General features: G+C 71.2%; 27 protein-coding genes. 14 read left to right on the plus strand and 13 right to left on the minus strand.

The features are described 5' to 3' along the window. Window positions 1-194 precede the first annotated feature (194 nt). Complete coding sequence (gene hemC / locus Q8S40_RS04850; protein WP_305669501.1) at window positions 195-1,223, minus strand: hydroxymethylbilane synthase; 1,029 nt, start codon at window positions 1,221-1,223, stop codon at window positions 195-197. A gap of 86 nt (window positions 1,224-1,309) precedes the next feature. On the opposite strand from hemC, the gene tsaD reads away from it, so the two are divergent. The 4 genes from tsaD (at window position 1,310) to Q8S40_RS04870 (ending at window position 4,518) form a co-directional block, all read left to right on the plus strand. Continuing rightward, window positions 1,310-2,350, plus strand: a complete 1,041-nt coding sequence (gene tsaD / locus Q8S40_RS04855) for a tRNA (adenosine(37)-N6)-threonylcarbamoyltransferase complex transferase subunit TsaD (protein ID WP_371136804.1) — start codon at window positions 1,310-1,312, stop codon at window positions 2,348-2,350. 59 nt (window positions 2,351-2,409) lie between these two features. Continuing rightward, a complete protein-coding gene (locus Q8S40_RS04860) occupies window positions 2,410-2,628 on the plus strand; it encodes a YMGG-like glycine zipper-containing protein (protein ID WP_370690717.1) in 219 nt (72 codons plus the stop codon). A gap of 61 nt (window positions 2,629-2,689) precedes the next feature. After that, entirely contained in the window at window positions 2,690-3,517 is an 828-nt protein-coding gene (locus Q8S40_RS04865; RefSeq protein WP_305669502.1) for a 23S rRNA (adenine(2030)-N(6))-methyltransferase RlmJ, read from the plus strand. A gap of 11 nt (window positions 3,518-3,528) precedes the next feature. Beyond that, window positions 3,529-4,518, plus strand: a complete 990-nt coding sequence (locus Q8S40_RS04870; protein ID WP_305669503.1) for an NAD(P)H-dependent glycerol-3-phosphate dehydrogenase — start codon at window positions 3,529-3,531, stop codon at window positions 4,516-4,518. A gap of 123 nt (window positions 4,519-4,641) precedes the next feature. Here Q8S40_RS04870 and Q8S40_RS04875 read toward each other — a convergent pair whose 3' ends face one another. Next, on the minus strand, window positions 4,642-5,961 hold the full coding sequence (locus Q8S40_RS04875; protein WP_305669504.1) for a UDP-glucose/GDP-mannose dehydrogenase family protein: 1,320 nt from the start codon (window positions 5,959-5,961) through the stop codon (window positions 4,642-4,644). 203 nt (window positions 5,962-6,164) lie between these two features. On the opposite strand from Q8S40_RS04875, the gene metW reads away from it, so the two are divergent. Then, window positions 6,165-6,764 (plus strand): methionine biosynthesis protein MetW, encoded by a 600-nt coding sequence (metW, locus tag Q8S40_RS04880; protein WP_304809405.1) that lies wholly within the window; start codon window positions 6,165-6,167, stop codon window positions 6,762-6,764. A 90-nt stretch (window positions 6,765-6,854) separates the two neighbouring features. Here metW and Q8S40_RS04885 read toward each other — a convergent pair whose 3' ends face one another. After that, window positions 6,855-7,052, minus strand: a complete 198-nt coding sequence (locus Q8S40_RS04885; RefSeq protein ID WP_304809363.1) for a hypothetical protein — start codon at window positions 7,050-7,052, stop codon at window positions 6,855-6,857. A gap of 292 nt (window positions 7,053-7,344) precedes the next feature. On the opposite strand from Q8S40_RS04885, the gene phbB reads away from it, so the two are divergent. The 4 genes from phbB (at window position 7,345) to Q8S40_RS04905 (ending at window position 9,915) form a co-directional block, all read left to right on the plus strand. Next, a complete protein-coding gene (gene phbB / locus Q8S40_RS04890) occupies window positions 7,345-8,067 on the plus strand; it encodes an acetoacetyl-CoA reductase (RefSeq protein ID WP_304809365.1) in 723 nt (240 codons plus the stop codon). Window positions 8,068-8,079: 12 nt separating this feature from the next. After that, on the plus strand, window positions 8,080-8,718 hold the full coding sequence (locus Q8S40_RS04895; RefSeq protein ID WP_305669505.1) for a YciI family protein: 639 nt from the start codon (window positions 8,080-8,082) through the stop codon (window positions 8,716-8,718). A 64-nt stretch (window positions 8,719-8,782) separates the two neighbouring features. Further along, entirely contained in the window at window positions 8,783-9,025 is a 243-nt protein-coding gene (locus Q8S40_RS04900) for a hypothetical protein (protein ID WP_305669506.1), read from the plus strand. Window positions 9,026-9,069: 44 nt separating this feature from the next. Then, window positions 9,070-9,915 (plus strand): DMT family transporter, encoded by an 846-nt coding sequence (locus Q8S40_RS04905; RefSeq protein ID WP_305669507.1) that lies wholly within the window; start codon window positions 9,070-9,072, stop codon window positions 9,913-9,915. A 103-nt stretch (window positions 9,916-10,018) separates the two neighbouring features. Here Q8S40_RS04905 and Q8S40_RS04910 read toward each other — a convergent pair whose 3' ends face one another. The 4 genes from Q8S40_RS04910 to gloB all read right to left on the minus strand — a co-directional run bounded on the left by Q8S40_RS04910 (window position 10,019) and on the right by gloB (window position 12,507). After that, entirely contained in the window at window positions 10,019-10,627 is a 609-nt protein-coding gene (locus tag Q8S40_RS04910) for a methyltransferase domain-containing protein (protein WP_305669508.1), read from the minus strand. Next, window positions 10,624-11,073 carry a cupin domain-containing protein gene (locus Q8S40_RS04915; protein WP_305669509.1) on the minus strand — a complete coding sequence of 150 codons (450 nt, stop codon included), beginning with the start codon at window positions 11,071-11,073 and terminating at the stop codon, window positions 10,624-10,626. The genes Q8S40_RS04910 and Q8S40_RS04915 overlap by 4 nt, the downstream gene beginning before the upstream one ends. Window positions 11,074-11,086: 13 nt before the next feature. Continuing rightward, window positions 11,087-11,686, minus strand: coding sequence for a glutathione S-transferase N-terminal domain-containing protein (locus tag Q8S40_RS04920; RefSeq protein WP_304809376.1), 600 nt, complete (start codon window positions 11,684-11,686; stop codon window positions 11,087-11,089). A gap of 83 nt (window positions 11,687-11,769) precedes the next feature. Then, window positions 11,770-12,507, minus strand: coding sequence for a hydroxyacylglutathione hydrolase (gene gloB, locus Q8S40_RS04925; protein ID WP_305669510.1), 738 nt, complete (start codon window positions 12,505-12,507; stop codon window positions 11,770-11,772). 62 nt (window positions 12,508-12,569) lie between these two features. Here gloB and Q8S40_RS04930 point away from each other — a divergent pair, with 62 nt between their 5' ends. Then, the gene (locus Q8S40_RS04930; protein WP_305669511.1) at window positions 12,570-13,355 is read left to right on the plus strand and encodes a class I SAM-dependent methyltransferase; all 786 of its coding nucleotides are present in this window, start codon (window positions 12,570-12,572) and stop codon (window positions 13,353-13,355) included. Window positions 13,356-13,419: 64 nt separating this feature from the next. Continuing rightward, on the plus strand, window positions 13,420-14,031 hold the full coding sequence (locus Q8S40_RS04935; RefSeq protein ID WP_305669512.1) for a hypothetical protein: 612 nt from the start codon (window positions 13,420-13,422) through the stop codon (window positions 14,029-14,031). A 72-nt stretch (window positions 14,032-14,103) separates the two neighbouring features. Here the strand turns inward: Q8S40_RS04935 and Q8S40_RS04940 are convergent, their stop codons facing one another. Together Q8S40_RS04940 and Q8S40_RS04945 are read right to left on the minus strand one after the other, a co-directional pair. After that, on the minus strand, window positions 14,104-15,291 hold the full coding sequence (locus tag Q8S40_RS04940; RefSeq protein WP_305669513.1) for an acetyl-CoA C-acetyltransferase: 1,188 nt from the start codon (window positions 15,289-15,291) through the stop codon (window positions 14,104-14,106). 65 nt (window positions 15,292-15,356) lie between these two features. Continuing rightward, window positions 15,357-16,610: an alpha/beta fold hydrolase gene (locus tag Q8S40_RS04945; RefSeq protein ID WP_305669514.1), complete on the minus strand. Its 1,254-nt coding sequence runs from the start codon at window positions 16,608-16,610 to the stop codon at window positions 15,357-15,359. 457 nt (window positions 16,611-17,067) lie between these two features. On the opposite strand from Q8S40_RS04945, the gene phaR reads away from it, so the two are divergent. Together phaR and Q8S40_RS04955 are read left to right on the plus strand one after the other, a co-directional pair. Next, window positions 17,068-17,721 carry a polyhydroxyalkanoate synthesis repressor PhaR gene (gene phaR, locus Q8S40_RS04950; RefSeq protein ID WP_304809386.1) on the plus strand — a complete coding sequence of 218 codons (654 nt, stop codon included), beginning with the start codon at window positions 17,068-17,070 and terminating at the stop codon, window positions 17,719-17,721. 179 nt (window positions 17,722-17,900) lie between these two features. Next, complete coding sequence (locus Q8S40_RS04955) at window positions 17,901-18,329, plus strand: helix-turn-helix domain-containing protein (RefSeq protein WP_371136805.1); 429 nt, start codon at window positions 17,901-17,903, stop codon at window positions 18,327-18,329. Window positions 18,330-18,442: 113 nt separating this feature from the next. Here Q8S40_RS04955 and Q8S40_RS04960 read toward each other — a convergent pair whose 3' ends face one another. After that, window positions 18,443-20,125, minus strand: a complete 1,683-nt coding sequence (locus Q8S40_RS04960; protein ID WP_305669516.1) for a DUF6311 domain-containing protein — start codon at window positions 20,123-20,125, stop codon at window positions 18,443-18,445. 257 nt (window positions 20,126-20,382) lie between these two features. Here Q8S40_RS04960 and Q8S40_RS04965 point away from each other — a divergent pair, with 257 nt between their 5' ends. Then, window positions 20,383-21,117 carry a superoxide dismutase gene (locus Q8S40_RS04965; RefSeq protein WP_305669517.1) on the plus strand — a complete coding sequence of 245 codons (735 nt, stop codon included), beginning with the start codon at window positions 20,383-20,385 and terminating at the stop codon, window positions 21,115-21,117. A 35-nt stretch (window positions 21,118-21,152) separates the two neighbouring features. Here the strand turns inward: Q8S40_RS04965 and Q8S40_RS04970 are convergent, their stop codons facing one another. From Q8S40_RS04970 to Q8S40_RS04980, 3 genes are all read right to left on the minus strand, one after another. After that, entirely contained in the window at window positions 21,153-21,485 is a 333-nt protein-coding gene (locus tag Q8S40_RS04970; protein ID WP_304809394.1) for an NIPSNAP family protein, read from the minus strand. A 218-nt stretch (window positions 21,486-21,703) separates the two neighbouring features. Continuing rightward, complete coding sequence (locus Q8S40_RS04975) at window positions 21,704-22,717, minus strand: cytochrome d ubiquinol oxidase subunit II (protein WP_304809396.1); 1,014 nt, start codon at window positions 22,715-22,717, stop codon at window positions 21,704-21,706. Then, the coding region (locus tag Q8S40_RS04980) for a cytochrome ubiquinol oxidase subunit I (protein WP_305669518.1) at window positions 22,714-23,862 on the minus strand (1,149 nt) is incomplete at its 5' end. The genes Q8S40_RS04980 and Q8S40_RS04975, both read right to left, overlap by 4 nt.

The raw sequence follows: 23,862 nt of genomic DNA on the forward strand, positions 1-23,862 counted from the left end.
GGGCGCGGGCGGCGGCGCGGCGGGTCAGCCGCACGGCTTGGCAGGGCGGCAGGGTGAAGGGCTTGGGTGCCAGCACCAGGGCCGGCGCCAGCAGCGGCCGCCAGCCCCGTGCCGACAGCCGCGCGGCGGTCTCGGCCCCGCCCGGCTCCGGGCGCGTCACCAGAACCGTGGGAGCCTCCGCCGCCAACTGGCGATCAGGCGAACAGATCGGCGGGGCTGTCCCGGCGCAGGCTGTCGCCCAACTCCCGCCCGAGGGCCACCGCCTGCGCCACCTCCCCCATCGCGCTGCGCTTCAGCAGGAAGGACCCATCGGCGCGGGCCACCAGGCCGGTCAGGTGCAGGCGGCCATCGCTCAGCAGCCTTGCATGGCCGCCGATCGGTGTGCGGCAGGAGCCATCGAGCGCCGCCAGCAGGGCGCGCTCCGCCTGGCTGACCGCCGCCGCCTCCCGGTCCTCGATGGCGGAGAGCAGTTCGAGCAATTCCAGGTCATCCGCCCGCACCGTGACGCCGACGATGCCCTGGCCGGCGGCCGGCACCATCGCATCCGGGTCGATCACGACGGAGGCGCGGTCCTCCATCCCCAGCCGGCGCAGCCCGGCCAATGCCAGCAGCGTCGCGGCCGGGCCGCCCTCGGCCGCCAGCTTGGCAAGGCGGGTCTGCACATTGCCGCGGATCATCTCGATCCTGAGGTCCGGCCTGGCGTGCAGAATCTGGGCCTGGCGGCGGACGGAGGCGGTGCCGATGACGGCGCCGGCGGGCAGCGCCGCGAAGGGGTCGGACGGGTCGGGCGCACCGCAGGACGGGCCGAGGATCAGCGCATCCCGCGCATCCTCCCGCCGCAGGGTGCAGGCCAGCACGATGCCGGGCGGCAGCTCCGTCTCCAGGTCCTTCAGGCTGTGGACGGCGAAATCGATACGGCCATCCAGCAGCGCCTCATGAATTTCCTTGGCGAACAGGCCCTTGCCGCCGATATCGGCCAGGCGCTTGTCCTGGATCCGGTCGCCGGAGGTGGCGATGGCGTGTTCCTCGAAGGCCTTGGCATCGCGCAGCACCGGGCAGAAGCGGGTGATGATCGACACGAAGTGCCGCGTCTGCCACAGGGCCAGCGGCGAGCCGCGGGTGCCGACGCGAAGCGGCAGGCTGCGGAAATGGGGCCGGATGGGGTTCGGCGCCTGACGGGCATGCGGCCCGTCATAGGGCTGGGCAGGATGTACGGCGGACATGCCGCCTATTAGGCCCCCCATGGCGCCGTTGAAAGTGGCGTCGATGAAAGATGCGGCCGATGGAAGGTGGCAGGATGATGGAACCGATGCGTGATTTGCGGGGCGACGAATTGGTACTCGGCCTCGAATCCTCCTGCGACGAAACCGCCGCCGCCATCCTGCGCGCCGATGGCACCATCCTGGCCGAAGCCGTGCTGTCGCAGCTTGCGGAACACACCCCCTATGGCGGCGTGGTGCCGGAGATCGCGGCGCGGTCGCACCTGGCGCATCTGCCGGGGCTGGTGCGGCGCGTGCTGGACCAGGCGGGCACCACCCCGGCCGGGCTGGCGGCGGTGGCGGCAACGGCAGGGCCGGGGCTGATCGGCGGGCTGATCGTCGGCGCCACGCTGGGCAAAGGCATCGCGATTGCCCAGGGCATCCCCTACCTCGCCATCAACCACCTGGAGGGCCACGCGCTGACGCCGCGGCTGCCGGGGGTGCATCCGGGTGGGCTGGCCTTCCCCTACCTGCTGCTGCTGCTGTCCGGCGGGCATTGCCAATGCGTGCTGGTGGAGGGGGTCGGCCGGCACCGCCGCCTGGGCACCACGCTGGATGACGCGGTGGGCGAGGCTTTTGATAAGTCCGCCAAGCTGCTGGGGCTGCCTTGGCCAGGTGGGCCGCATCTGGAGAGGCTGGCGGCCGAGGGCGATGCGAAGCGTTTCACCCTGCCGCGGCCGCTGCTCGGGCGGGCGGGCTGCGACTTCTCCTTCAGCGGGTTGAAGACGGCGGTGGCGAATATCGTCGCCAAGGGGCTGGATGCGCAGGGCCGCGCCGACCTCGCCGCCGGCTTCCAGGCCGCCGTCTCCGCCACCCTCGCCGACCGCGCGGCGCATGCGCTGGCGATGGCGCCGGGGGCGACGGCGCTGGTGGTCTCGGGCGGGGTCGCGGCCAATCAGGGGGTGCGGACCGCGCTGGCCGGGGTGGCGGCGCGCGCCGGGCTGCCCATGGTGGCGCCGCCGATCCGGCTGTGCACGGATAATGCGGTGATGATCGCCTGGGCGGGGATCGAGCGGCTGCGCGCGGGGCTGACGGAGGGGCTGGACCATGCGCCGCGGCCAAGGTGGCCCTTGGCGGAACTGGCCGCCTAGGAACCCGCCGGATGCCAGGGCGTTACTTTCCCCGCACACCCAACGGAGGATACCCCCCCATGACCATGATCCCCCGCCTCGCCGTCGCCCTGGTTCTCACCGCCGCCGTCGCCGCCTGCGGGCAGACGCCGGGCCAGCGCGCCGTCTCCGGCGGCCTGCTGGGCGCCGGCACCGGTGCCGCGGTTGGCTCGCTGTCGGGCAATGCCGGCACCGGCGCACTGATCGGTGGTGGCGTGGGCGCCGTGGGCGGCGCCGCGACCGCACCCCGCCGCTACTGACGCCACTGGTGCTGACGCCGCCGGGTTGCGCCGCCCCGGCGGCGGCGCTACCCGCTGCGGCGTGAATTACCGACACGCCTTCCACGCCGGCAACGCCTGCGACGTCGCCAAGCATGCGCTGCTGGTGGCGCTGATCCTGGCCTTGCGCGGCAAGGACAAGCCCTTCCGGGTGCTGGACACCCATGCCGGCCTCGGCAGCTATGTCCTGGCCTCCGCCGAGGCGGAGCGCACCGGTGAGTGGCGCCAGGGCATCGGCCGCGTCGCCGACATCACGGGGGGCCCGCTGGCGGACTACACCGCCATGGTCCGCGCCGCCGGCTTCCCGGACATCTACCCCGGCTCCCCCGACATCGCCCGCGCCCTGCTGCGGCCGGAGGACCGGCTTGTGCTGTGCGAATTGCACCCCGAGGACCACGCCACCCTCCGCGCCCGCTACAGCCGGGACCGGCAGGTGGCCGTGCATCTGCGCGATGCGTGGGAGGCGGTGGAGGCGCTGACCCCCTTCCCCGAACGCCGCGGCCTGGTGCTGATCGACCCGCCCTTCGAACAGCCCGGCGAGTTCGACCGCTGCGCCGCCGCCCTCGCCCGGCTGCGCCACCGGTTCCGCGCCGGGATCATCGCCTGCTGGTATCCCGTCAAGCACCGCGCCCCGGTCCGCGCCTTCCACACCGCGCTGCGCGATGCCGCGGTGCCGGATTGCATCACGGCGGAGCTGCTGCTGCGCGAACCCACGGACCCGACGCGCCTGAATGGCTGCGGCCTGCTGGTGGCCAACGCGCCGCACGGCTTCGCCGAACAGGCAGAGGCGATCCTGGCCGCGCTGCTGCCGCATCTCGCAGCCGGCGAGGCGGGTGCCGCCGTCTCGGTCCAGCGCATCACCCCGGAATAGGGACCCTGGCCATGCCGCGCCCCCGCCGCATCGCGATCCTCGGCGCTGGCGCCTGGGGCACGGCGCTCGCCCTGCAGGCGGCGCGGGCGGGCAATGCCGTGGCGCTGTGGACGCGCGATGCCGCCCGCGCCGCCGCCATAACCGAAGCGGGCGAGAATACGCGCTACCTGCCCGGCCAGCCGCTGCCGCCCGCCATCACCGTCACCACCGAGGCGGGTGCGGCGCTGGAGGGTGCCGCCTTCGCCCTGGTGGTGGTGCCGATCCAGCATCTGCGCGGCGTGGTCGCGGGCCTGCCACCGGGCGGCTGCCCGCTGGTGGTCTGCGCCAAGGGGGTGGAGCGTGGCACGCTATGCCTGCCGCTCGAGATCCTGGCGCAGCTCCGCCCGCAGGCGCATGCCGCCGTGCTCTCCGGCCCGAATTTCGCGCATGAGGTGGCGGCCGGCCTGCCCGCCGCCGCGGTGGTCGCCAGCCGCGACGGGGCGCTGCGCGGCCTGGCGGCGGACCTCCTCGGCACCTCGGGCTTCCGGCTCTATGGTGGCGACGACCCGATGGGGGTGCAGGTCGGCGGCGCCGCGAAGAACGTCATCGCGATCGCGGCCGGGGCGGTGATCGGCGCCGGGCTGGGGGAGAATGCGCGCGCCGCGCTGGTCACCCGCGGCCTGGCCGAGCTGTCCCGCCTGGCGGTGGCGCTGGGTGGGCGGGCGGAGACGGCGGCGGGGCTGTCCGGCCTCGGTGATCTGCTGCTGACCACGACCGGTCCGGGCAGCCGCAACACCTCGCTCGGCATGGCGCTGGCGCGCGGCACCTCGCTGCAGGACGTGCTGGCGAGCCGCGCCGGGGTGACGGAGGGGGTGGAGACGGCGCCCGCCTTGGTGGCGCGCGCCGCGGCGGCGGGGGTGGAATTGCCGGTCTGCGCCGCGGTGGCGGATCTGCTGGCCGGAAAGCTGACCATCGAGACGGCGATCGGACGCCTGCTGGCCCGCCCCCGCCGCGACGAGTGATCACCGATCCGTCCGCATGCGCCGGCGCGGTCACGATGCAGGGGATGGGTCAACGACCGGCCTATGGCCGGCCACTTCGCCTGACGTCCGGCCTATGGCCGGCCGCTTCGCCTGACGTCCGGCCTATGGCCGGCCGATGGACCGGTAGCTGAAGCCGGCCTCGCGCATCGTCTCCGGCTCATAGACGTTGCGCAGGTCCTCCAGCACCGTGCCGCGCATCGTCTTTTTCAAATTATGCGGCGACAGGGCGCGGAACTCGTTCCACTCCGTCAGCACCACCAGCGCATCGGCGCCGGCGGCCGCGTCCAGCGCGCCGGTGGCATAGACCACCGCCTCCGGCAGCATGCCCCTGGCATGGTCCATCGCCACCGGGTCATAGACCCGCACCGTGGCGCCGGCCTCCACCAGCTTCGGCACCACCACCAGCGACGGCGCATCGCGCATGTCGTCGGTCTCCGGCTTGAAGGCCAGGCCGAGCACCGCGATGGTCTTGCCCGCCACGCTGCCGCCGCAGGCCGCGATGATGCGGTCCGCCATCTGGCCCTTGCGGGCGTCGTTGATGGCAATCGTCGTCTCGATCAGGGTCAGCGGGCTGTTGAAGTCCCGCGCCGTGCGGGCCACCGCCAGGGTGTCCTTCGGGAAGCAGGACCCGCCATAGCCCGGGCCAGGGTGCAGGAACTTGCGGCCGATGCGGCCATCGAGGCCGACGCCACGCGCCACGTCATGCACATCCGCGCCGACCTTCTCACAGAGATCGGCGATCTCGTTGATGAAGGAGATCTTCATCGCCAGGAAGGCGTTGGCCGCGTATTTCGTCAGCTCCGCCGTCTCCAGCGAGGTGTTGACGATCGGCGTCTCCATCAGGAACAGCGGCCGGTAGATGCGGCGCAGCAATTCCCGCGCCCGATCCCCCACAGCGCCATCCTCGGTGCCGACCACCACGCGGTCCGGCCGCATGAAGTCGCCGATGGCGTTGCCCTCGCGCAGGAATTCCGGGTTGGAGGCGACCGCGATCTCGAGATCCGGGCGGATGCGGGTGACGATCTCCTTGATCTTGCGGCCGGTGCCGACAGGCACGGTGGATTTCGTCACCAGCACGATCGGCGTCTTGGCAGCGCGGGCCACCTGTTCGGCGGCGGCGAAGACGTAGGTGAGGTCCGCATGCCCATCGCCGCGGCGGGATGGGGTGCCGACGGCCAGGAAGACCGCATCCGCGCCCTCCATCGCCTTATCCAGGCTGGTGCCGAATTCCAGGCGGCCGTCGCGGACATTATCCGCCACCAGCGCATCCAGCCCCGGTTCATAGATCGGGATGCGGCCTTCCTTCAGCGCCGTGATCTTGCTCGGCTCGGCATCCACAACATGAACCTGCATGCCGAATTCGGCGAAGCAGGCGCCGGACACCAGGCCAACATATCCGGCCCCGATCATCGCAATCCGCACGTGCCACTCCGCTGGGTTGAAGAGCGGTGTCTAGCCCGCGGCACGGGGCGGATCAAACCACCTGCGGCACAGCATTGCGTGAGGTCGCAGCCCCGGCTCGTGCTGGACGCCGCCGCCGCCTGCGGCTAGACCCGCGGCCGCCAGCCAAGCAGATGGGGGTGCGCGTGCCGGACGCGGTGGAAGTGCGCTTCGTCGCCAAGAACATGCGGCTCGACCTCCGCCTGATCGCGGAAATGGTGCAGCCGGGTGCCCGGGTGCTGGATATCGGCTGCGGCGACGGGGTGCTGATCGATTACCTGACCCGGGAAAAGCGCGCCGATGCGCGCGGCATCGAGATCGACATGGCCGAGGCGACGGAGGCGGTCGCCGCCGGCCTGCCCGTGATCCATGGCGATGCCGACAGCGACCTGGAATTCTACCCGGACGGCGCCTTCGATTATGTCGTGCTGTCGCGCACGCTGCAGGCCGTGGAACGGCCGCGGGAAGTGCTGCGCCAGATGCTGCGCATCGGCGGCCGCGCCATCGTGTCCTTCCCGAATTTCGGCCATTGGCAGCTGCGCATGCGGCTGCTGCTGTCCGGCCGGATGCCGGACAACGAGATCTGGGACCGCGCCTGGTACGAAACCCCCAACATCCACCCCTGCACGATCCGGGACTTCTTCGAGCTGTGCCGGATGGAAGGCTATGTGGTGGAAAGCTGGCTGGCGGTGGATGAAAAGGGGCTGCGCTCGCCCTGGAAACGCTCGCCCTGGCTGGCCAACCTGTTCGGGGAACAGGCGCTGTTCCTGCTGCGGCGGCGCTGAGGCAGCCCGGCTGCCCGGCGTACGCGCCGCAGGCCTTTGCCGTTCAGCCGGATCGGCCCGACGACCCGGGCAGGCGGGGAACCAAAGGCCCTAGTTCAGCCGCGTGCCAGCCGGTACGTGATCACCCGGCATCATCGCTGCCGCCAGCGCCGCATGGCGTGCCGCCGCATCCGCGCCCAGCCGGCGGCATTCGGCCTCGACATACTCCAGGATCAGCAGCAGGGCCGTGCGATCGGTCGCCTCGGCGTCGGTTGCCTTTGGGAACAGGATGGGCGTCAGCGTGGGCATTGGTCCTCCGGCGGGACAGGTCTTCAATCCAGGCGTGCAGCGTTTCGTATGCCCGACGCTCACGGGCGCGTGAAGCCCGGAAAAACTAACTCGTATTTCAACCCTGGGTATAGGCCGCGCGCCGCCGGGTCAGCGCAGGACAGGAATTGCGCGCCTCGGCCGGGCGGGCGAGGATACTCGTCGTGCCGGGGAGCACGGCCCGTTCGGGGAAAACCGTCCGGTCCGCGCCCGGCATGGCTCAGCAGGCGACCGGGCGCATGATTCCGGCGCGGCGAACAGGGAGGAGGCAGGCATGGCACGGGTAGCTTTGGTGACGGGTGGGCAACGCGGCATTGGCGCTGCGATCAGTGAGGCGCTTCAGGCCGCCGGGCGGACGGTCGTTGCCTCCTACGCTGGAAATGACGCCGCGGCGCAGGCCTTCACGGAACGCACCGGCATCGTCTGCTACAAATTTGACGTCGGCGATTTCGAGGCCTGCATCGCCTCGGTCGCGAAGATCGAGGCCGAGGTCGGCCCGATCGAGGTCCTGGTCAACAACGCCGGCATCACGCGCGACGCCATGATGCGCAAGCTGTCGCGGCAGATGTGGGACGAGGTGATCGATACCAACCTCGGCTCCTGCTACAACATGTGCAAGGCGGTATGGGACGGGATGAGCGCCCGGAAATTCGGCCGCATCGTCAATATCGGCAGCATCAACGGCCAGGCCGGGCAGCTCGGCCAGGTGAACTACGCCGCCGCCAAATCCGGCATCCACGGCTTCACCAAGGCGCTCGCCCTGGAAGGCGCGCGCAACCAGATCACGGTGAACGCCGTCGCACCCGGCTATGTGGATACGGAAATGGTGCGCGCCGTGCCACCGGACGTGCTGGAGAAGATCATCGCCCGCATCCCGCGCGGCCGCCTCGGCACCGCGCATGACATCGCCCGCGGCGTCGCCTTCCTCACCGCCGATGATGCGGATTTCGTCACCGGCTCGACGCTGTCGATCAATGGCGGCCAGCACATGTATTGAGGGTTGCGCGCCGTGACCACCGCGATCCTGGCCTTCGACGGCGCCGACCCGGATGCCCCCGCCCGCCGCGCGGCGGCGCGGGATGCGCATGTCGCCTTCATCACGGCGGAGGCGGCGGCCGGGCGCCTGCTGCTCGGCCTGCCGCTGCATGACGAGGCCGGGCGCAGCCAGGGGTCGCTGATGCTGGTGGCGGGCGGGGCGGCGGAGCGTGACGCCTATCTGGCCGCCGAGCCCTTCGCCACACGCGGCGTCTGGCAGCGGGTGGAGGCGCACCCCTTCCGCATCGCCGCCCTGCCCTACCAGCCCTGGCCGGCGCCCGGCTCGCCGCCACCCACCGGCCGCACCCATACGGTGCTGATCGGCTGGGACGGCACCGATGAAGCGGCGACGGACCGCCGCATGGCCGCCCGCCCGGCACATTTCGCCCGGGTCAAGCCGATGGCGGCGGATGGCACGCTGCTGTTCGGCGGCGCGCTGCTGGACGAAGCCGGCCGCATGACCGGCTCCCTCGCCGCCACGCGCCATGCCAGCCACGCGGCGGCGCAGGCCTGGTTGGCGGAAGACCCCTACGCCACCGGCGATGTCTGGCGCGACATCACCCTGTATGCCACCGCCTTCCGCGCCCTGCCCTATCCGCCGCTGCCGCGCTGACGTCATCCGGGGAACAGGGCGCGCCGTCATTCGTTGAGTCGCCCCTGGCAGAAGGGAGACCGCGATGACCAGCAGCAAGCATCCGAAGAACGATTCGGCATGGGCGAAGGGTCCCGGCAAGGATGTGCCGCGGCCGCCTTCCGACCTTTCCGACAATCCAGGCATCGGCCAGTCGAAGGGCGTGTTCGGCCGCGGCACCAACCCCAAGGCAATTCGCGGCGACACCACCTTCGAAGGTGACGTGATGAACGATACCAGCCGTACCGGCGCCGTCCCGCCCGCCCGGCAGGGCCGCACCAATCGCTGAGCCGGCGGACTGGCCCCGGCCGGGGGATGCTGTAGAAGCCCGCCATGTTCCCCGCCACCCTGATCGGCTGCGGCGCCCTCGTGCTCTGGGCCTTCCTTGGCCTGTTCACCCGGCTGGCCGCCGGCATCCCGCCGCTGCAGCTGACCGCCATGGGCTTCGCCGTGGCGGGCGCGGTGGGCTTGGCGGTGGTCGCCAGCACGGGGCGGCTTCGGCTGCTGCGCCAGCCGCCGGTTGCCTGGCTGCATGGCGTGGGCGGGCTGTTCGGCTACCACGCGCTGTACTTCCTCGCCTTGGCGCTGGCGCCGGCGGTGGAGGCCAATCTGCTGAACTATCTCTGGCCGCTACTGATGGTGCTGCTCGCCGCGCCGCTGCGCGGGATGCGGCTGGGGCCGGCGCGGCTGGCCGGGGTCGGACTGGGTTTTGCAGGCTGCGCCCTGCTGGTCGGCACCGGTGCCTCCTTCCCGCCAGGGGCGATGCCGGGCCTGCTGGCGGCGGTGGGCGCCGCGCTGGTATGGGCGATCTATTCCGTCACCGCCGGCATGCCCCGCCTGGCGCAGGTGCCGACGGAGGCGGTGGCGGGCTTCTGCCTCGGCGCCGCCGCGCTGGCCACCGTGGCGCACCTGGCCTTCGAGCCGACGGTCTGGCCGGATGCACGGCAGGCGCTGGCGGCACTGCTGCTCGGGCTTGGTCCGGTGGGGGCGGCATTCTTCCTGTGGGATGTCGGCATCAAGCGCGGCGATCCGCGGCTGCTCGGCACCCTGGCCTATGCCGTGCCGGTGGCCTCCACCCTGCTGCTGATCCTGGCCGGGGAAGGTGCGTTCAGCACCAAGCTGATACTGGCAACGCTGATGGTGACGGGCGGCGGCATCGTCGCGGCGAAGGCGCGCTGAGCAGCACTCGGCGAAGGCGCGCTGAGTAGCATTTCGGCGAAGGCGCGCTGAGTGGCATTTCGGCGAAGGCGCGCCGAGTGGCGTTTCGGCGAAGGCGCGCTGATCAGGTTGGCTTCCGCAGCAGCGCCCGTACCACCTCGGCGTGGCCCTGGTGACGCGGGCCTTCATCCAACGCGACGGTGCCTTCCAGCAACTCCAGCACCTCCAGCCCGCCGAACAGATCCTCCACGATGGCGCGGGACCACAGCAGTTCCGGCATCTTCGGCCCGCCGCTGCGCCGCCCCTGTTGCGCCGGGGTGAAGCACTCCAGCGCCAAAAGCCCGCCCGGCGCCAGGGCCCTCAGCGCGCCGGCCGCCGCCGCCGCGCGATCCGCTGGCGGCAGATGCAGGTAGATCCAGGCGACCAGATCGAAGCTGGAATCGGGATAGGCCCAGGCGCTGGCATCCGCCGTCACCGTTTCCAGCGCCACGCCGCGCGTGGCGGCCAGGGCGGCGGCCTTGGCCGAGCCGACCGGCGACCAGTCCAGCGAGGTTGTCACAAGCCCCTGCCCGGCCAGCCAGGCGCCGTTGCGCCCTTCCCCATCACCCAGCGCCAGCGCCCGCATCCCCGGCCGCAGCCAGGGCACCAGGCTTTCCAGGTAGCGGTTCGGCGCCTGCCCGAACTGGAAATCGCCACCCTGGTAGCGTTCGTCCCAGGCGAAGGATGTGCTCATGATCCTGGACTCCAGCCTGGTGGTGCCAGCTCGAAGCCCTCGAACCGGAAGGCGGGGGAGACGGTGCAGGAAACCAGGCTCCAGCGATCCCCGACCGGCCAGGCGGCCTGCCACCAGCCCGCCGGCACCAGGCCCATCAAGGCCTGTCCCTCGCCCGGCGCCGGGCCGAGCAGGATCTGCTGGTCCACCACCGAACCATCCCGCGACAGCGCCAGCAGCAAGGGTCCGCCGCCCTGCCAGAACCAGCATTCGGCGGCGTCCACCCGGTGCCAATGGCTGCGCGCCCCGGCTTCCAGCAGGAAATGGATGGCGGTGCCCGCACCGCGTCCGCCGCCTTCCGGCTGGTCGCGCCAGACCTCGCGGTAATGCCCGCCCTCCGGGTGCGGTGCCAGGCGCAGCGCCGCGATCACCGCCTCCGCACCCAGGCCTGGATCATCGAGCCGCATCAGCCGGTTCTCCTCAACCCGGGGGTGCCGTGCGGGCCAGCGCCGGCAGGCGGGAGACCTCGGCGAACCAATCGGCCAGCCGCGGATGCCCGGCGCGCCAGGGCTCATCCGGGAAGCGGAAATCCAGGTAGCCGAGGGCGCAGGCCGACGCGACCTCCCCGATATCCGTGAGGCCCGCAGGCGCATCCCGCTCCAGCGCCGCCAGGCCGCGCTCCATCGCCGCCTTCTGGCGGGCGATGAAGGCCAGCCGCGTCTCGTCCATCGGCTTGCCGAAGCGCATCCGCCGCGCCACCGCCGCATCCATGATGCCGTCCGCCAGGGCGTGCCGCACCTGCGCCGCGAGGCGATCCATGCTGCCGGTCGGCGGGAATAGCGGCGGCGCCTCCCCCACCGTGTCCAGGTATTCGCAGATCACCCGGCTGTCGAACACCGCGCGCCCATCCTGCGCCACCAGGGTGGGGATCTTGGAGAGTGGGTTGTCCTGCAACAGGCTGTCCGGCGAGGCGTGCGGGTCGGTGACGACAATCTCGATGCGGCCCTCGATGCCGCGCAGGATGGCGCAGGCCATGACCTTGCGGGCGAAGGGGCTGGCATGGGCGTGGTGCAGTTTCATCGGGCGATCCCTGGTTGCGGCGCAGCATGCCAGGGATCGGCGCCCTGCGAAATGATGGCTTTGCGAAGCTTGCTCCGGCGCGATCAGCCCCGGAAGTGATTCTTCGCCTCTCGCCGCGCGGTGAATTCGGCCAGGTCGCGGGCGCGGAAATAGGGGTTGGCCACCAACTCCTGCGCCAGCGTGGTCGGCACCGTCGGGCGGCCCGCGGCGCGCAGCGCGCCGGCGGCCTCGGCCTCCGCCCGCAGGGCCTTGTTGCCGGGCTCGATGGTCAGCGCGAAGCGGGCATTCGCCTCGGTGTATTCATGGCCGCAGCAGAAGCGCGTATCCGGCGGCAGCTTCGCCAGGCGCTGGAAGGAATGGTACAACTGCTCCATCCCGCCCGCCTCCAGCGGCCGGCCGCAGCCCAGCGCGAACACCACGTCGCCACACAGCAGGAAATGGTCGGCGGCGAAGTGGAAGGCGATGTGGCCGGCGGTATGGCCGGGCAGGTGCATCACCTTGGCCTCCGCCGCGCCGAACCTGACCGTATCGCCCTCATCCACCGTCTCATCCAGCTTCGGCAGGCGATGTGCATCCGGCTTGCCGCCGATGATCCGCGCCTCCGGGAAGCGCGCCTTCAGCGCCGCCACGCCATCGATATGGTCGCCGTGGTGATGCGTCAGGAAAATCGCGTCCAGCTTGCCGCCCGCTTCCTCCACCGCCGCGATGGCGGGCGCGGCCTCGCCCGGGTCGCAGATCGCGATCGCGCCGGTCGGCTGATCCCGCAGCAGCCACAGGTAATTGTCCTCAAGGCAGGGAACCGCTTCCACCTTCACCGACATCGCGTGCACCTTCCCGATCCGCCCCGGTCCAAACCGGGGCTATTCCTCCCTATATCCCCGGCATGACGACTGAGGTCCATGGTTTGCTCGGGTTCTACCAATCACCCGGCGGTGCGGTCGCGGCCCGGCTGGTGCGGGACCGGCTGGCGGCGCTGTGGCCGCTGCTGCCGGGCCACGCCGTGCTCGGCATCGGCCATGCCGCGCCCTATCTCGGCCTCTGGCAGCGGGAGGCTGCGCGCTGCATCGCGCTCACCCCGGCGCAGGGCACGCTGGCCCCGTGGCCGCCGGATGCCCGCAACGCCAGCCTGATGGCGGAGGAGGAATCGCTGCCCTTCGCCGATTCCAGCTTCGACCGGGTGCTGCTGGTGCATGGGCTGGAGGCCGCCGACCACGCCCGGCGCATGCTGCGGGAAGTCTGGCGCGTGCTGCGCGACGATGGGCGGGTGATCGTGGTGGTGCCGAACCGCCTCGGCATCTGGGCGCAGCTGGAACGCACGCCCTTCGGCCATGGCCAGCCCTATTCCGCCGGCCAGCTCTCCCGCCTTCTGGCGCGGCATCTGTTTCGCGAAAGGCAGCGGGAGGCGGCGCTGTTCCTGCCGCCGCTCGGCCTGCGCTTCCTGTCCCCCATCGCCAATCCCTGCGAGGCCTTCGGCCGCGTGGTGCTGCCGCGGCTGGCCGGGGTGGTGATGGTGGAGGCGGAGAAGGACCTGCTCTCGGCGATGCCGGCCGGCGCCTCGGCGCAGCGGCGGCGGGTGGTGATGCCGGCCTGGCAATCCGCCGCCTCGGCCACGGAAACCCATTCTTCACCCACCAATGCGAAACTGACCCTCCCCCCGCGAGGCGAGTGACTGCGCATCGAGGTCGACCCCGGCCCCGGGCCGGCCCCAGGGGACGCCACGGAGATGACGGCCCATGTCAGTGACGACCCAACCGACCGACCAGCTGCGTGACGCCGTGCGGGCGGAACTGCACCCGGCGCTGGCCGATCTGCAACGCTTCATGGACCGCCGCATCGCCGAGCTGAGCGCGGAGCTGCATGCCAGTGTCGAGATCGCCGATATGGGGGAGGAACGGATGACCTCCGAACTCGCCCGCATCCATGACCAGATCGGCCAGCTCGTCGCCATGCCCGCCGCCGCCACGCGCAACAGCGGGCTGGAGCTGGAGGCGGTGGTGCAGGCCACGGAAGCCGCCGCCAACACCATCATGGAAGCGGCGGAAGCCATCCAGGACTGGGTGGCCGCCGGCGCCCAGGACAAGGACGCCGTGGCCGCCATCGCGGCCCGGGTGAATTCGATCTTCGAGGCCTGCAGCTTCCAGGACGTGACCGGCCAGCGCATCCGCCGCGCCATCCAGCATCTTCAGCAGGTCGAGAACATGCTGGAGACGATGATCCCGGACGGCGCCCGCCCGGAAGTGCCGCGCCAGCAGGTGGAGGTGAAAACCGCCATCCGCACGGTGGAAACCCCGGCCGGCGGCGATCTCGGCCAGGCCGCGATCGACGCCCTGCTGGACGATTTCTGAGGTCCGGGCCGGCGCCGGTCCCGGCGCCTGCGCGGCTACAAGATCAGCCGCGCTCGACGCACATCGCAGCCTTCAACCGCGTTCGACGCACATCGCGACGCCCATGCCGCCGCCGATGCACAGCGTCACCAGGCCGCGCTTCGCGTCCCGCCGCGCCATCTCGAACAGCAGCGTGTTCAGCACCCGCGCGCCGGAGGCACCGATCGGGTGGCCCAGCGCGATCGCACCGCCATTAACGTTGACCTTCGCCGGATCCCAGCCGAGGCCCTTGGTCACCGCGCAGGCCTGCGCCGCGAAGGCCTCATTCGCCTCGATCAGGTCGAGCGAGGCCACATCCCAGCCCGCCTTGGCCAGCGCCTTCTGGCTGGCCGGGATCGGGCCGGTGCCCATGATGGACGGGTCCACCCCCGCCGTGGCCCAGGAGACGATGCGCGCCATCGGCGTGATGCCGCGCTTCGAAGCCTCCGCCGCGGACATCACCACCACCGCCGCGGCGCCATCATTGATGCCGGAGGCATTGCCCGCGGTCACCGTGCCGTCCTTGCTGAAGGCCGGGCGCAGTTTTGCCAGGGTTTCCGCGGTGGTGTCGGGGCGGGGGTATTCATCCTCCGTCACCACCGTATCGCCCTTGCGGCCCTTCACCGTCACCGGGGCGATCTCGTCCTTGAAGCGACCGGCCTTCATCGCCTCGCCCGCCTTGCGCTGGCTGGCGGCGGCGAAATCATCCTGTTCCTGGCGCGTCAGCTGGAACTTCTGCGCCACATTCTCCGCCGTGTTGCCCATGTGGTAGCCGTTGAAGGCGTCCCACAGCCCGTCCTTGATCATGGTGTCGATCATGGCGAGGTCGCCCATCTTCTGCCCGGCGCGCAAATTCGCGCAATGCGGCGCCTGGGTCATGCTTTCCTGCCCGCCGGCCACGATGATGGCGGCGTCGCCACAGGAGATCTGCTGCGCCGCCAGCGCCACCGCCCGCAGGCCGGAGCCGCAGAGCTGGTTGATGCCGAAGGCGGTGCGTTCCACCGGGATGCCGGCGGCGATCGCCGCCTGGCGGGCCGGATTCTGGCCGGCACCCGCTGTCAGGATCTGGCCGAGGATGACCTCATCGACCTCCTCCGGCGCGACGCCGGCGCGTTCCAGCGCGGCGCGGATGGCCACCGTGCCCAGCGCATGCGCGGACAGGCTGGCGAAGGCGCCGTTGAAGGAGCCCACCGGGGTGCGGGCGGCGGAGGCGATGACGATGTCGGATGCGCTGGCGGACATGGGCCCTGGGGCTCCTTTGGCTCGGGTGACTGGTTCCGGCGGAGTGTGCTGCGATGCGGAAGCGGCTACAAGCCGCGCAACCACGCCAGCAGCGGCCGCCACAGCGCAGCCTCCGCCTGGCTGCCGGCGACCATGCCGATATGGCCCGCTGCGGCCTGGTGCACCAGCGGTGCCCGCAGCCGCGCCGCCAGGGCCTGGGCGGAGGCCGGCGGCACGATGCGGTCCCGCGCCGGTACCGCGACGAAGCTTTGCATCGCGAGGCCCGCCGGGTCCACCGCGGCGCCGGCCACCCGCCAGGCCAGATGGCGCGGCGTATTGGCGCCGTACCAGCCGCCCAGCACCTCCCGCGCCACGGGGGCGGCCAGCGGCACGCCGTCATTCAGCCAATCCTCCAGCGCGACGAACTGCGCGGCGCGGTCGGATGCCGGGTCGAGCCGGGCGAAGGCGCGGAACTTCTGCGGGATGCCGAAGGGGTCGAGTCCCGCGAACAGGGTCTGGATCGCATCCACCGGCAGGGTCCCGCTGGCCTGCATCGCCGGCTCAAGCCCCGGCAGCAGGGCGGCGGCGCCGCGGGCGGCGTCTGCCGCATCCGCGTGGAAATCCCACGGCGTGGCCAGCAGGCCGAGCGCCCGCACCCGGTCCGGCCGCCGCAGCGCCGCGGCCAGGGCCAGCAGCCCGCCCATGCAATAGCCCACCAGCACCACCGGCCCAGGCAGCGCGGCCATCGCGCGTTCCAGCCTGCCGGCGATGTAGTCCGTCAGGCCGAAGCGGCGCTCCGCCTCCTCCGGCCAGCCCCAGTCGAGCAGCAGCGGCCGCACCCCCTGCCCGGCCAGGAAGCGCATCAGCGATCGCCCCGGCATGAGGTCCAGCACCTGCGCGCGGTTGACCAGGGACGGCACGAACAGCACCGGTGTCCCGGCCCCGCCCGGCGCATGGTCCAGCAGCCGCGATCCGCCCTCCGCCCAGATCACCGGCGGGTCCGGCAGGGCGCGGCTGTAGGGGTGGCGGCGATAGGCGGCGAGGCCGGCCAGCAGCGCGCGGTCGGCGCGCAGCAGCCGGCGGATCACCGCCGCCTGGAACGCCTCAGCCGGCTGGCTTGCGGCGGCGAGGGCGGCGGCGATCCTTCGCATCTCCGCCTGCCCCGCCGGGGACAGGCGCGCGGCCGGGCTCCAGGGCGGCCAGCCGGCGCTCGAGTTCGGCAAGCCGGGCGGCGAGGGCAGCATCCCCGCGCTCAGGATCGCCGCCATCCCGCGGCTCGCCCCCAGCATCAGGTGCAGCGGCAGCGGGCGCGGGCCGCGGCGGCGCAGCGGCGCTGTCATGGGCGGGACCTGGCCAACCGGGAGAGGGCCAATGGGCCATGCCGAAGGGGTTCGGCGCCCCGCCCGGCGGCGGCCGGCCAAAGGGCGGGGAGGCCGCGGCGCGTAGCCAGGCGGCGCCCAGCGCCGACCAGGTCGCCGTCATCGCCGCCCAGCCTTCCGCCGCCTCCCGGTCCGCGGCGAGGCCGGCGATTTCGCTCTGCCACAACGCGATCCAATCCTCTGCCAGGGCTTCGAGCTCGGCCGCGGCATCCCGGCCTGGCTTGCCGGGATCGCCGTCGCGGGGGTCGTCCCCTTGCATCATGCATCCTCAAGGGCGTGCGCCCCGTCCTGCCCCAACGCCGCCAACAGGCGCCCTGGTTGCAGCGCAATACGAATTTCGGAAACAGGTGTTTCGCACCGCAGCGTGGCGCATGATAGGATTTCGGCAGCGGCAGGGCCGCCAGGGGAAACAAGACGCATGGCGCAGGATACAATCCAGGCAGGTGCGGGCCAAGCAGGGTCCCAATCGGGGCCGGCCGAGGCCCCCGATGCCCCGGCACAGCCGCCGGTTGTGGTGAAGAAATACGCCAACCGGCGCCTCTACAACACTGAATCTTCCTCCTACGTCACGCTGGAGGATCTGGCGGTCATGGTCCGCCACGGCCGCCACTTCGTGGTCTATGACGCGAAGTCCGGTGAGGACATCACGCGCGGCGTGCTCACCCAGATCATCGTCGAGGAGGAGTCCAAGGGCCGCAACCTGCTGCCCACCTCCTTCCTGCGGCAGATCATCGGCTTCTACGGCGACAGCATGCAGTCGCTGGTGCCGCGCTACCTGGAATCCATGATGGGCGCCTTCTCCCGCCAGCATGACGAGGTGCGGAAGACGGTGGAGAAGACCATGGTCGGCTTCATGCCCTTCCCGAACCTGGACGAGATCGGCAAGCAGAACATGGCGATGATGGAGCGGGCGATGAGCCTGTTCGCGCCATTCCGCCCGACCGCCGACCAGCCCGAGCAGACCCCGGAAGCCGCCCGGCTCGCCGCCCTGCAGCAGGAACTGGAAGTGCTGCGCCAGCAGATCGAGCATTTCAAGGCGGCGGCCGCGGCACTCGAGAAAGACAAATCCTGACGAAATGCATCCAGCGACTTGGCTGCTGAGCGCGCGTTCCTTCACGCGCTCGCGTAACCTTGGGCGACAATCACGGCCTTGTCATGCGCGCCAAAGGCGAACGCGTGAGCATTGTCCAGTTGATGAGGCGTGGCGACACGCCACCGGCACCACGGCCGGCACCAGGGATCGGACCGATGATGGACACTGAACAAGAGGCCGGCCAGGAAACGGCCGAGGAAAGGCCGGGCCAGCGCGCCAGCGCGGCGGACCGGCATGTGGGCGCGCGCATCCGCGAAAGGCGGGTGATGATGGGATTGTCGCAGCAGCAACTGGCCAAGCTGATCGGCGTGACCTACCAGCAGGCGCACAAATACGAACGCGGCCTGAACCGGATCTCGGCCGGGCGGCTGTTCGAGATCGGCCAGGTGCTGGGCGTGCCCGTCTCCTGGTTCTTCGAGGGCCTGACCCGCGACAGCGCCGAGCCGGAAGTCTCACCGCGCCAGCGCATGTGCCTGGAACTGGCCCGCAACTTCGCGCTGATCGACAATGAGAAGCACCAGGAAGCGCTGAGCCAGATGGCCCGCGCCCTGGCGGCGCAATCCCAGGCGGAGCGTGGCGACGGCTGAGCCGGCGGCCCCACGGAATCGCCGGGTCCGGCAGAATCGTCCGATGACCCGGAACATGCGCCAGGACAGGCAGCCGGACCGGTTGCCGTGAGCCCAGGCGAACGGAAAGCGGGTTAGCGCCCGTACCAGCCCGGCGCGAACACCCAGAGCCCGTCATGCTCGCCCACCAGGTCCCGCGCGGGGTCCGCCCGGGCCGCCACCAGTTCGCGGGTCGCCGCATCCCGCAGCACATACAGCGTGCCCGGCTCCCACTGCCCCTGCTCGAACGCGGCCAGGGTCTGGCGGCGCAGGGTGGCCAGGGCGGCGGGATCGACGCGGGAGTGGTAGGCGGCATCGGTCGGCAGGCCGCGCGGCGCGGCGAAGCGGGCAATCGCCTCCCAATGCGCGCCGAAATTCTCCGCCGGCACGGCGCGGATGCGCTGGTAGCGGCGCCCGGCCTCGGCCCAGAACGGGTCCGGCAGGCGTTCCGCCGCCATCGCCGGCGCGGCGGCGACCAGGGCGCGGAAGCGGCCCATGCCGGCCTGGATGTCCACCACCTGCAAGGCCAGCAGCCCGGCCAGCACCCAGCGCAGCCGCACCCCATGCAGCCGCTGCGCCAGCACCGCGATGGCGGCGAAGATCGCGGCATAGGCCAGCGGCCAGAAGAAGCGCTCCGACGCGCGCAGCATATCCGCCAGCCGCAGGACCGGCGCCGGCAGGTCGAAGCTCGCCACGATCCGGCCGCCGATGGCGACCTGGTTGGACATCGCGAAGCCGAGCATCCCGGCCAGCATCAGCAGCACCACCGCATGCCGCCGCAGCATCGGCCACCAGCTGCCGCGCGGCGCCAGCACCAGGCCCAGCGCCAGCAACAGCAGCGCCCCGGCCCCGAGATAGGACCCGCCGGCCTCCCAGTGCCGCAAGCCGGGCAGAGCGGGCAGCAGAAGGCCCCATTCCACCGCATCGAAGGGTGCCGTCAGGTCGAACTGGGACTGGCCGTAATGCACGCCCATCGGCAGCACATCCCCGGCCAGGGTGAAATAGCCGGCCAGCCACAGCGCGCCGGCCATCACCGGCAGCACCGGCCATTGCGCCAGGATCGGGCGCGGCGAGGCCAGCCGCAGCGCGCGGCCGAGCGTATCCGCCACCCACAACCCGCCGCACATCGCCATGACGTAGGGGTTGAGCATGGCAATGACGCCGAGGCAGCCGGCCCATTGCAGCGCCTGGCGCCGCGGATCGGGCCGCAGGCACAGCCACAGCGCCCACAGCAGCGCCCATTGCGAACACAGCGCGAAATGCCCGCCCATGCGGTTCAGCAGCAGCGGCTGCCAGGCGAAAACAAGGGCGCCCAGGGCGCGGGCCACCGGGTCCGGCACCGCCAGCCCCAGCAGCCGCCAGGCGAAGCCGGCCTGCAAGGCGGCGCACAGCACCATCCAGGGACCCCAGTATTGCGGGATCTCCACCAGGGGCCGCAGCGCCTTGGCCAGCAGCGCGGCCAGCGGCACCGCATCGACGTAGAAAATCGCGCTGGACAGTTCCAGGCCGTAGTCGGGGTTCAGCGTCGGCGGCCAGGACCAGGGCGTGCGCGCGAAATAGGTCCAGGCCGAAAGATAGGCGACCGGGTCCGGCCCCAGCGTGCCATGCAGCAGCCAGCCGAGATCATTGATATCGAGAATGCGCGGCCCGAGGGTCGCCAGCGCCGCCAGCGCCCCGCCGGCCAGCGCGACCAGCATCATCACGCGCCGCAGCGCGGGGCTGCCGGACAACGGTGTCTCCAGCGGCGGCGCAGCCGCGGCCGCGGTCAGCGCAGGCATTCGCGGCACGGCATGCGAGGATCACCCGGGTGTTTCGCGGCGGGTATGCCCTTCTGACGGGGCGGCCGGCCCGGGCCGCGATTTCTGGCATGTGGATCGGCCTTCCACGCACCATTGCGTGAGCCTAGGTGTGGCAACGGGCCTGGGCAAGACAGGCGCGTGAGCATCCCTTGGCGCGCGGCGGCAAGCCTCCAACCTCCCTGGGGGCAACCTGCCTGGGGGCCAAGCAGACCCCGCCTTGCCAAAGGAAGCCACAGATGATGTTCATGCCGCGCCGCCGCCTGCTCCAGGGCGCCCTGTCACTCTCGGCCGCACTCGCCATGCCGGGCCTTGCCCGTGCCCAGGCAGGCGGGGATGCACCCTCCGGCCCGCACAGCCAGGCCCCGCTGCCCTACGCCTTCGGCGCCAATGAGGCGGCGATCGACGCGCGGACCATGGAGCTGCATTACCGCTTCCACCATGGCGGCCAGGTCGCCGGGCTGAACCGCGCGCTGCGCGACCATGGCCAGCTGGCCGCCCTGCCGGTGGATGAGCTGATGGGCAAGCTGGGCGAGGTGCCGGAGGCCATCCGCACGGCCGTGCGCAACAATGGCGGCGGCCACGTCAACCACACCATGTTCTGGGAGATCATGGGCGGCGCGGGCGGCGACCCGCAGGGCGAGCTGGCCGAGGCGATCACCCGCGACTTCACCGATCTCGCCACCTTCCGCAGCCGCTTCAACAGCGCCGCGAATGGCGTGTTCGGCAGCGGCTGGGCCTTCATCACGGTGAACCGGGAAGGCCGCCTCGCCTTGGTCACCAAGGGCGGCCAGGACAGCCCGCTGATGGATGGCCAGCGCGTGCTGATGGGCAACGACGTCTGGGAACACGCCTACTACCTGCGCTACCAGAACCGCCGGGCGGAATACACCGAGGGCTGGTGGAAGGTGCTGGACTGGCAGAAGATCGGCGCCCGCTACGCCGCGGCCAAGGCCGGCACGCTGCGGGTGTGAGGCGATGGGCGGGGCGGCGCGCCCCGCCCTGACCCCTACGTCTTCGCCTGGAAGGCGCTGAAGAAGCCGGTCGGCTTGATGATGCGGTTTTCCATCTTCACCAGCAGGCTGCGCGCACCGGCCTCGGCCAGGTATTCGCCCCAGGCGGGGTCCGCGGCCATGGCGGTGCGGCGGCGTTCGCGGTCGCCCTGGTCGGCATAGCCCCACATATGCACCACGGTGTTCAGCGCGCCTTCCACCGTGGTGTACCAGCCGAGGCAATTCTCCAGATACTTCAGCTGCAACGGCCAAGCCTTCGCCTCATACAGGGCGACGAACTCCGGCAGCTTGTTCGGCAGCGTGGTGTAGATTCGCAGGTCAACGATCATCGCGCATTCTCCCGTTCCGGCGCCAGCATGGCGCGGCGCGGCGGCGGCGGCCAGATGGCGTCATGTCCAGGCGGCCGCTTGCCGCGCTGCAGCGTGGTGCCCCCTCGCGGTCAGCCGGTCGCGATCCGGCTGCGATTCAACCCGCACGCGCCCCGGTGACCGGCTGAAAACACCCGGCGGGCATTTTCAAAGGGTCACCGAGGCCCGTGATCCCGGCATCAGTAATAGGTCAGATCGCGCGCCTTGCCGCCGAACACCCGCCAGGCGAAGACCGTGTAGAGCACGATCACCGGCAGCACGAACAAGGCGCCCGCCAGGATGATCGAAAGACTCTCCGGCGCGCTGGCGCTTTCCCAGATCGTCATCCGCTCCGGCACCACATAGGGGAAGAAGGACCAGGCGAGGCCTGCGAAGAACAGCACGAACAGCCCGGTGCCGCCCCAGAAGGGAATGTGGTGCCACGCGTCCTCGGCCAGTGGCATGCGCGCCAGCAGCCGCGCCAGGCCGAACAGCAGCAGCGCCGTCAGGATCGGCAAGGGCGCCAGCATCAGCATCCCGGGCCAGTCGAACCAGCGCGCGGCGATGCGCGCCGAGACCAGCGGCGTGACGGCGGAAACCAGCAGGATGCCCAGCGCCACCGGCCACAGCGCGTGCCGCGCCCAGGTGATGGCATGCGCCTGCAACGCGCCCTCGGTCCGCCAGATCAGCCAGCAGGCGCCGATGAAGGCATAGGCGATGGCGAGCCCGATGGCGGCCATCAGCGCGAAGCCGGTCGCTGCCCAGCCCTCGGCGAAGCCCAGCACATAGCGCCCCAGCATCCAGCCCTGCGCCAGGGCGGAGACCAGGGAGCCGGTGAAGAACCAGCGATCCCAGCGCCGCTTATGCGCGGCATCGCGTGCCTTGGCGCGGAATTCGAAGGCCACGCCGCGCAGGGTCAGCGCCACCAGCATGATGGCGACGGGCATGTACAGCGCCGTCAGGATCACGCCATGCGCCACCGGAAAGGCCACCAGCAGCAGCCCGACGCCGAGCACCAGCCAGGTCTCGTTGGCATCCCAGAAAGGGCCGATGGCGGCGATCATGCGATCGCGCTCATGCTCCTCCGCCACCGTCTCCAGCAGGATGCCGACGCCGAGGTCGAAGCCGTCCAGCACCACATAGGCCAGGATCGCCACCGCCATCAGGATGGCGAAGATCAAGGGCAGCCAGTCATCGGGCAGGAAGGGGGTCATGCCGGCGCCCCCTGGCCCATCTTGTCGCTCGTCGCGTCGCCGGGCGCGCTGCCCGGCTTCATCATCGCGCCCTCCACCTTCTCCGCCACCCGGCCGGCGGCGGCCAGGCGGAAGATGGTGGCGATGTAGGCGATCATCAGCAGCACATAGAGCACGAGATACATCGCGAGCGTGGTGGCGATGGAAGACGCGGGCAGCGGCCCCGCGGCCTGGGCGGTGTTGAGCACGCCGGTGACCAGCCAGGGCTGGCGGCCGATCTCGGTCACGTACCACCCGGCCAGCGTCGCCACCCAGCCGCCGAAGCTCATCAGCACGAAGCCGCGCAGCAGCAGGTTGGGCACCTGGCCGCGGCGCCACAGATACCAGGCACCGAGCCAGCCCATCAGCAGCATCAGCATGCCGATGCCGACCATGATGCGGAAGGCGAAGAATACCGGCGCGACGGGCGGATGCTCACCCACGAAGTCGTTCAGCCCGGGCACCACGCCCGCCGCCTCGTGCCGCAGGATCCAGCTGGCACCGTCGGGGATGGCGATCTCGAAGCGGTTCTCGCGGGTCCGCTCATCGGGGATGGCGAACAGCACCAGCGGCACATTGCCGCGGGTCTCCCAATTACCCTCCATGGCGGCGATCTTGGCGGGCTGGTGTTCCAGCGTGTTCAGCCCGTGCAGGTCGCCCAGCACGACCTGCAAGGGCGCCAGCAGGGCCGCCATGATGATGCCGGTGCGCAGGCCGAGGCGCACGCCTTCCGCCCGGTCGCCGCGCAGCCAGCGCCAGGCGGAAAGCCCGGCCAGCAGGAAGGCCACGGTCAGCCCGCTGGCGGTGAGCATATGGCTCAGCCGGTAGGGCATGGAGGGGTTGAAGACGATGGCGAACCAATCGGTCGCATGCGCCACGCCATCGCGCATCTCGAAGCCCACCGGCGTGTGCATCCAGGAATTCAGCACCAGGATCCAGAAGGCGGACATTGTGGTGCCGAAGGCGACCAGGAAGGTGGCGCCGGTATGCACCCAGCCGGGCACGCGGTGGTAGCCGAACAGCATGATGCCGAGGAAGGTCGCCTCCAGGAAGAAGGCGGTCAGCACCTCATAGGCCAGCAGCGGGCCGGCGATATTGCCCACACGCTCCATGAATCCGGGCCAGTT

This window comes from Falsiroseomonas sp. (genome assembly GCF_030695085.1).
GTDB lineage: Bacteria > Pseudomonadota > Alphaproteobacteria > Acetobacterales > Acetobacteraceae > Falsiroseomonas.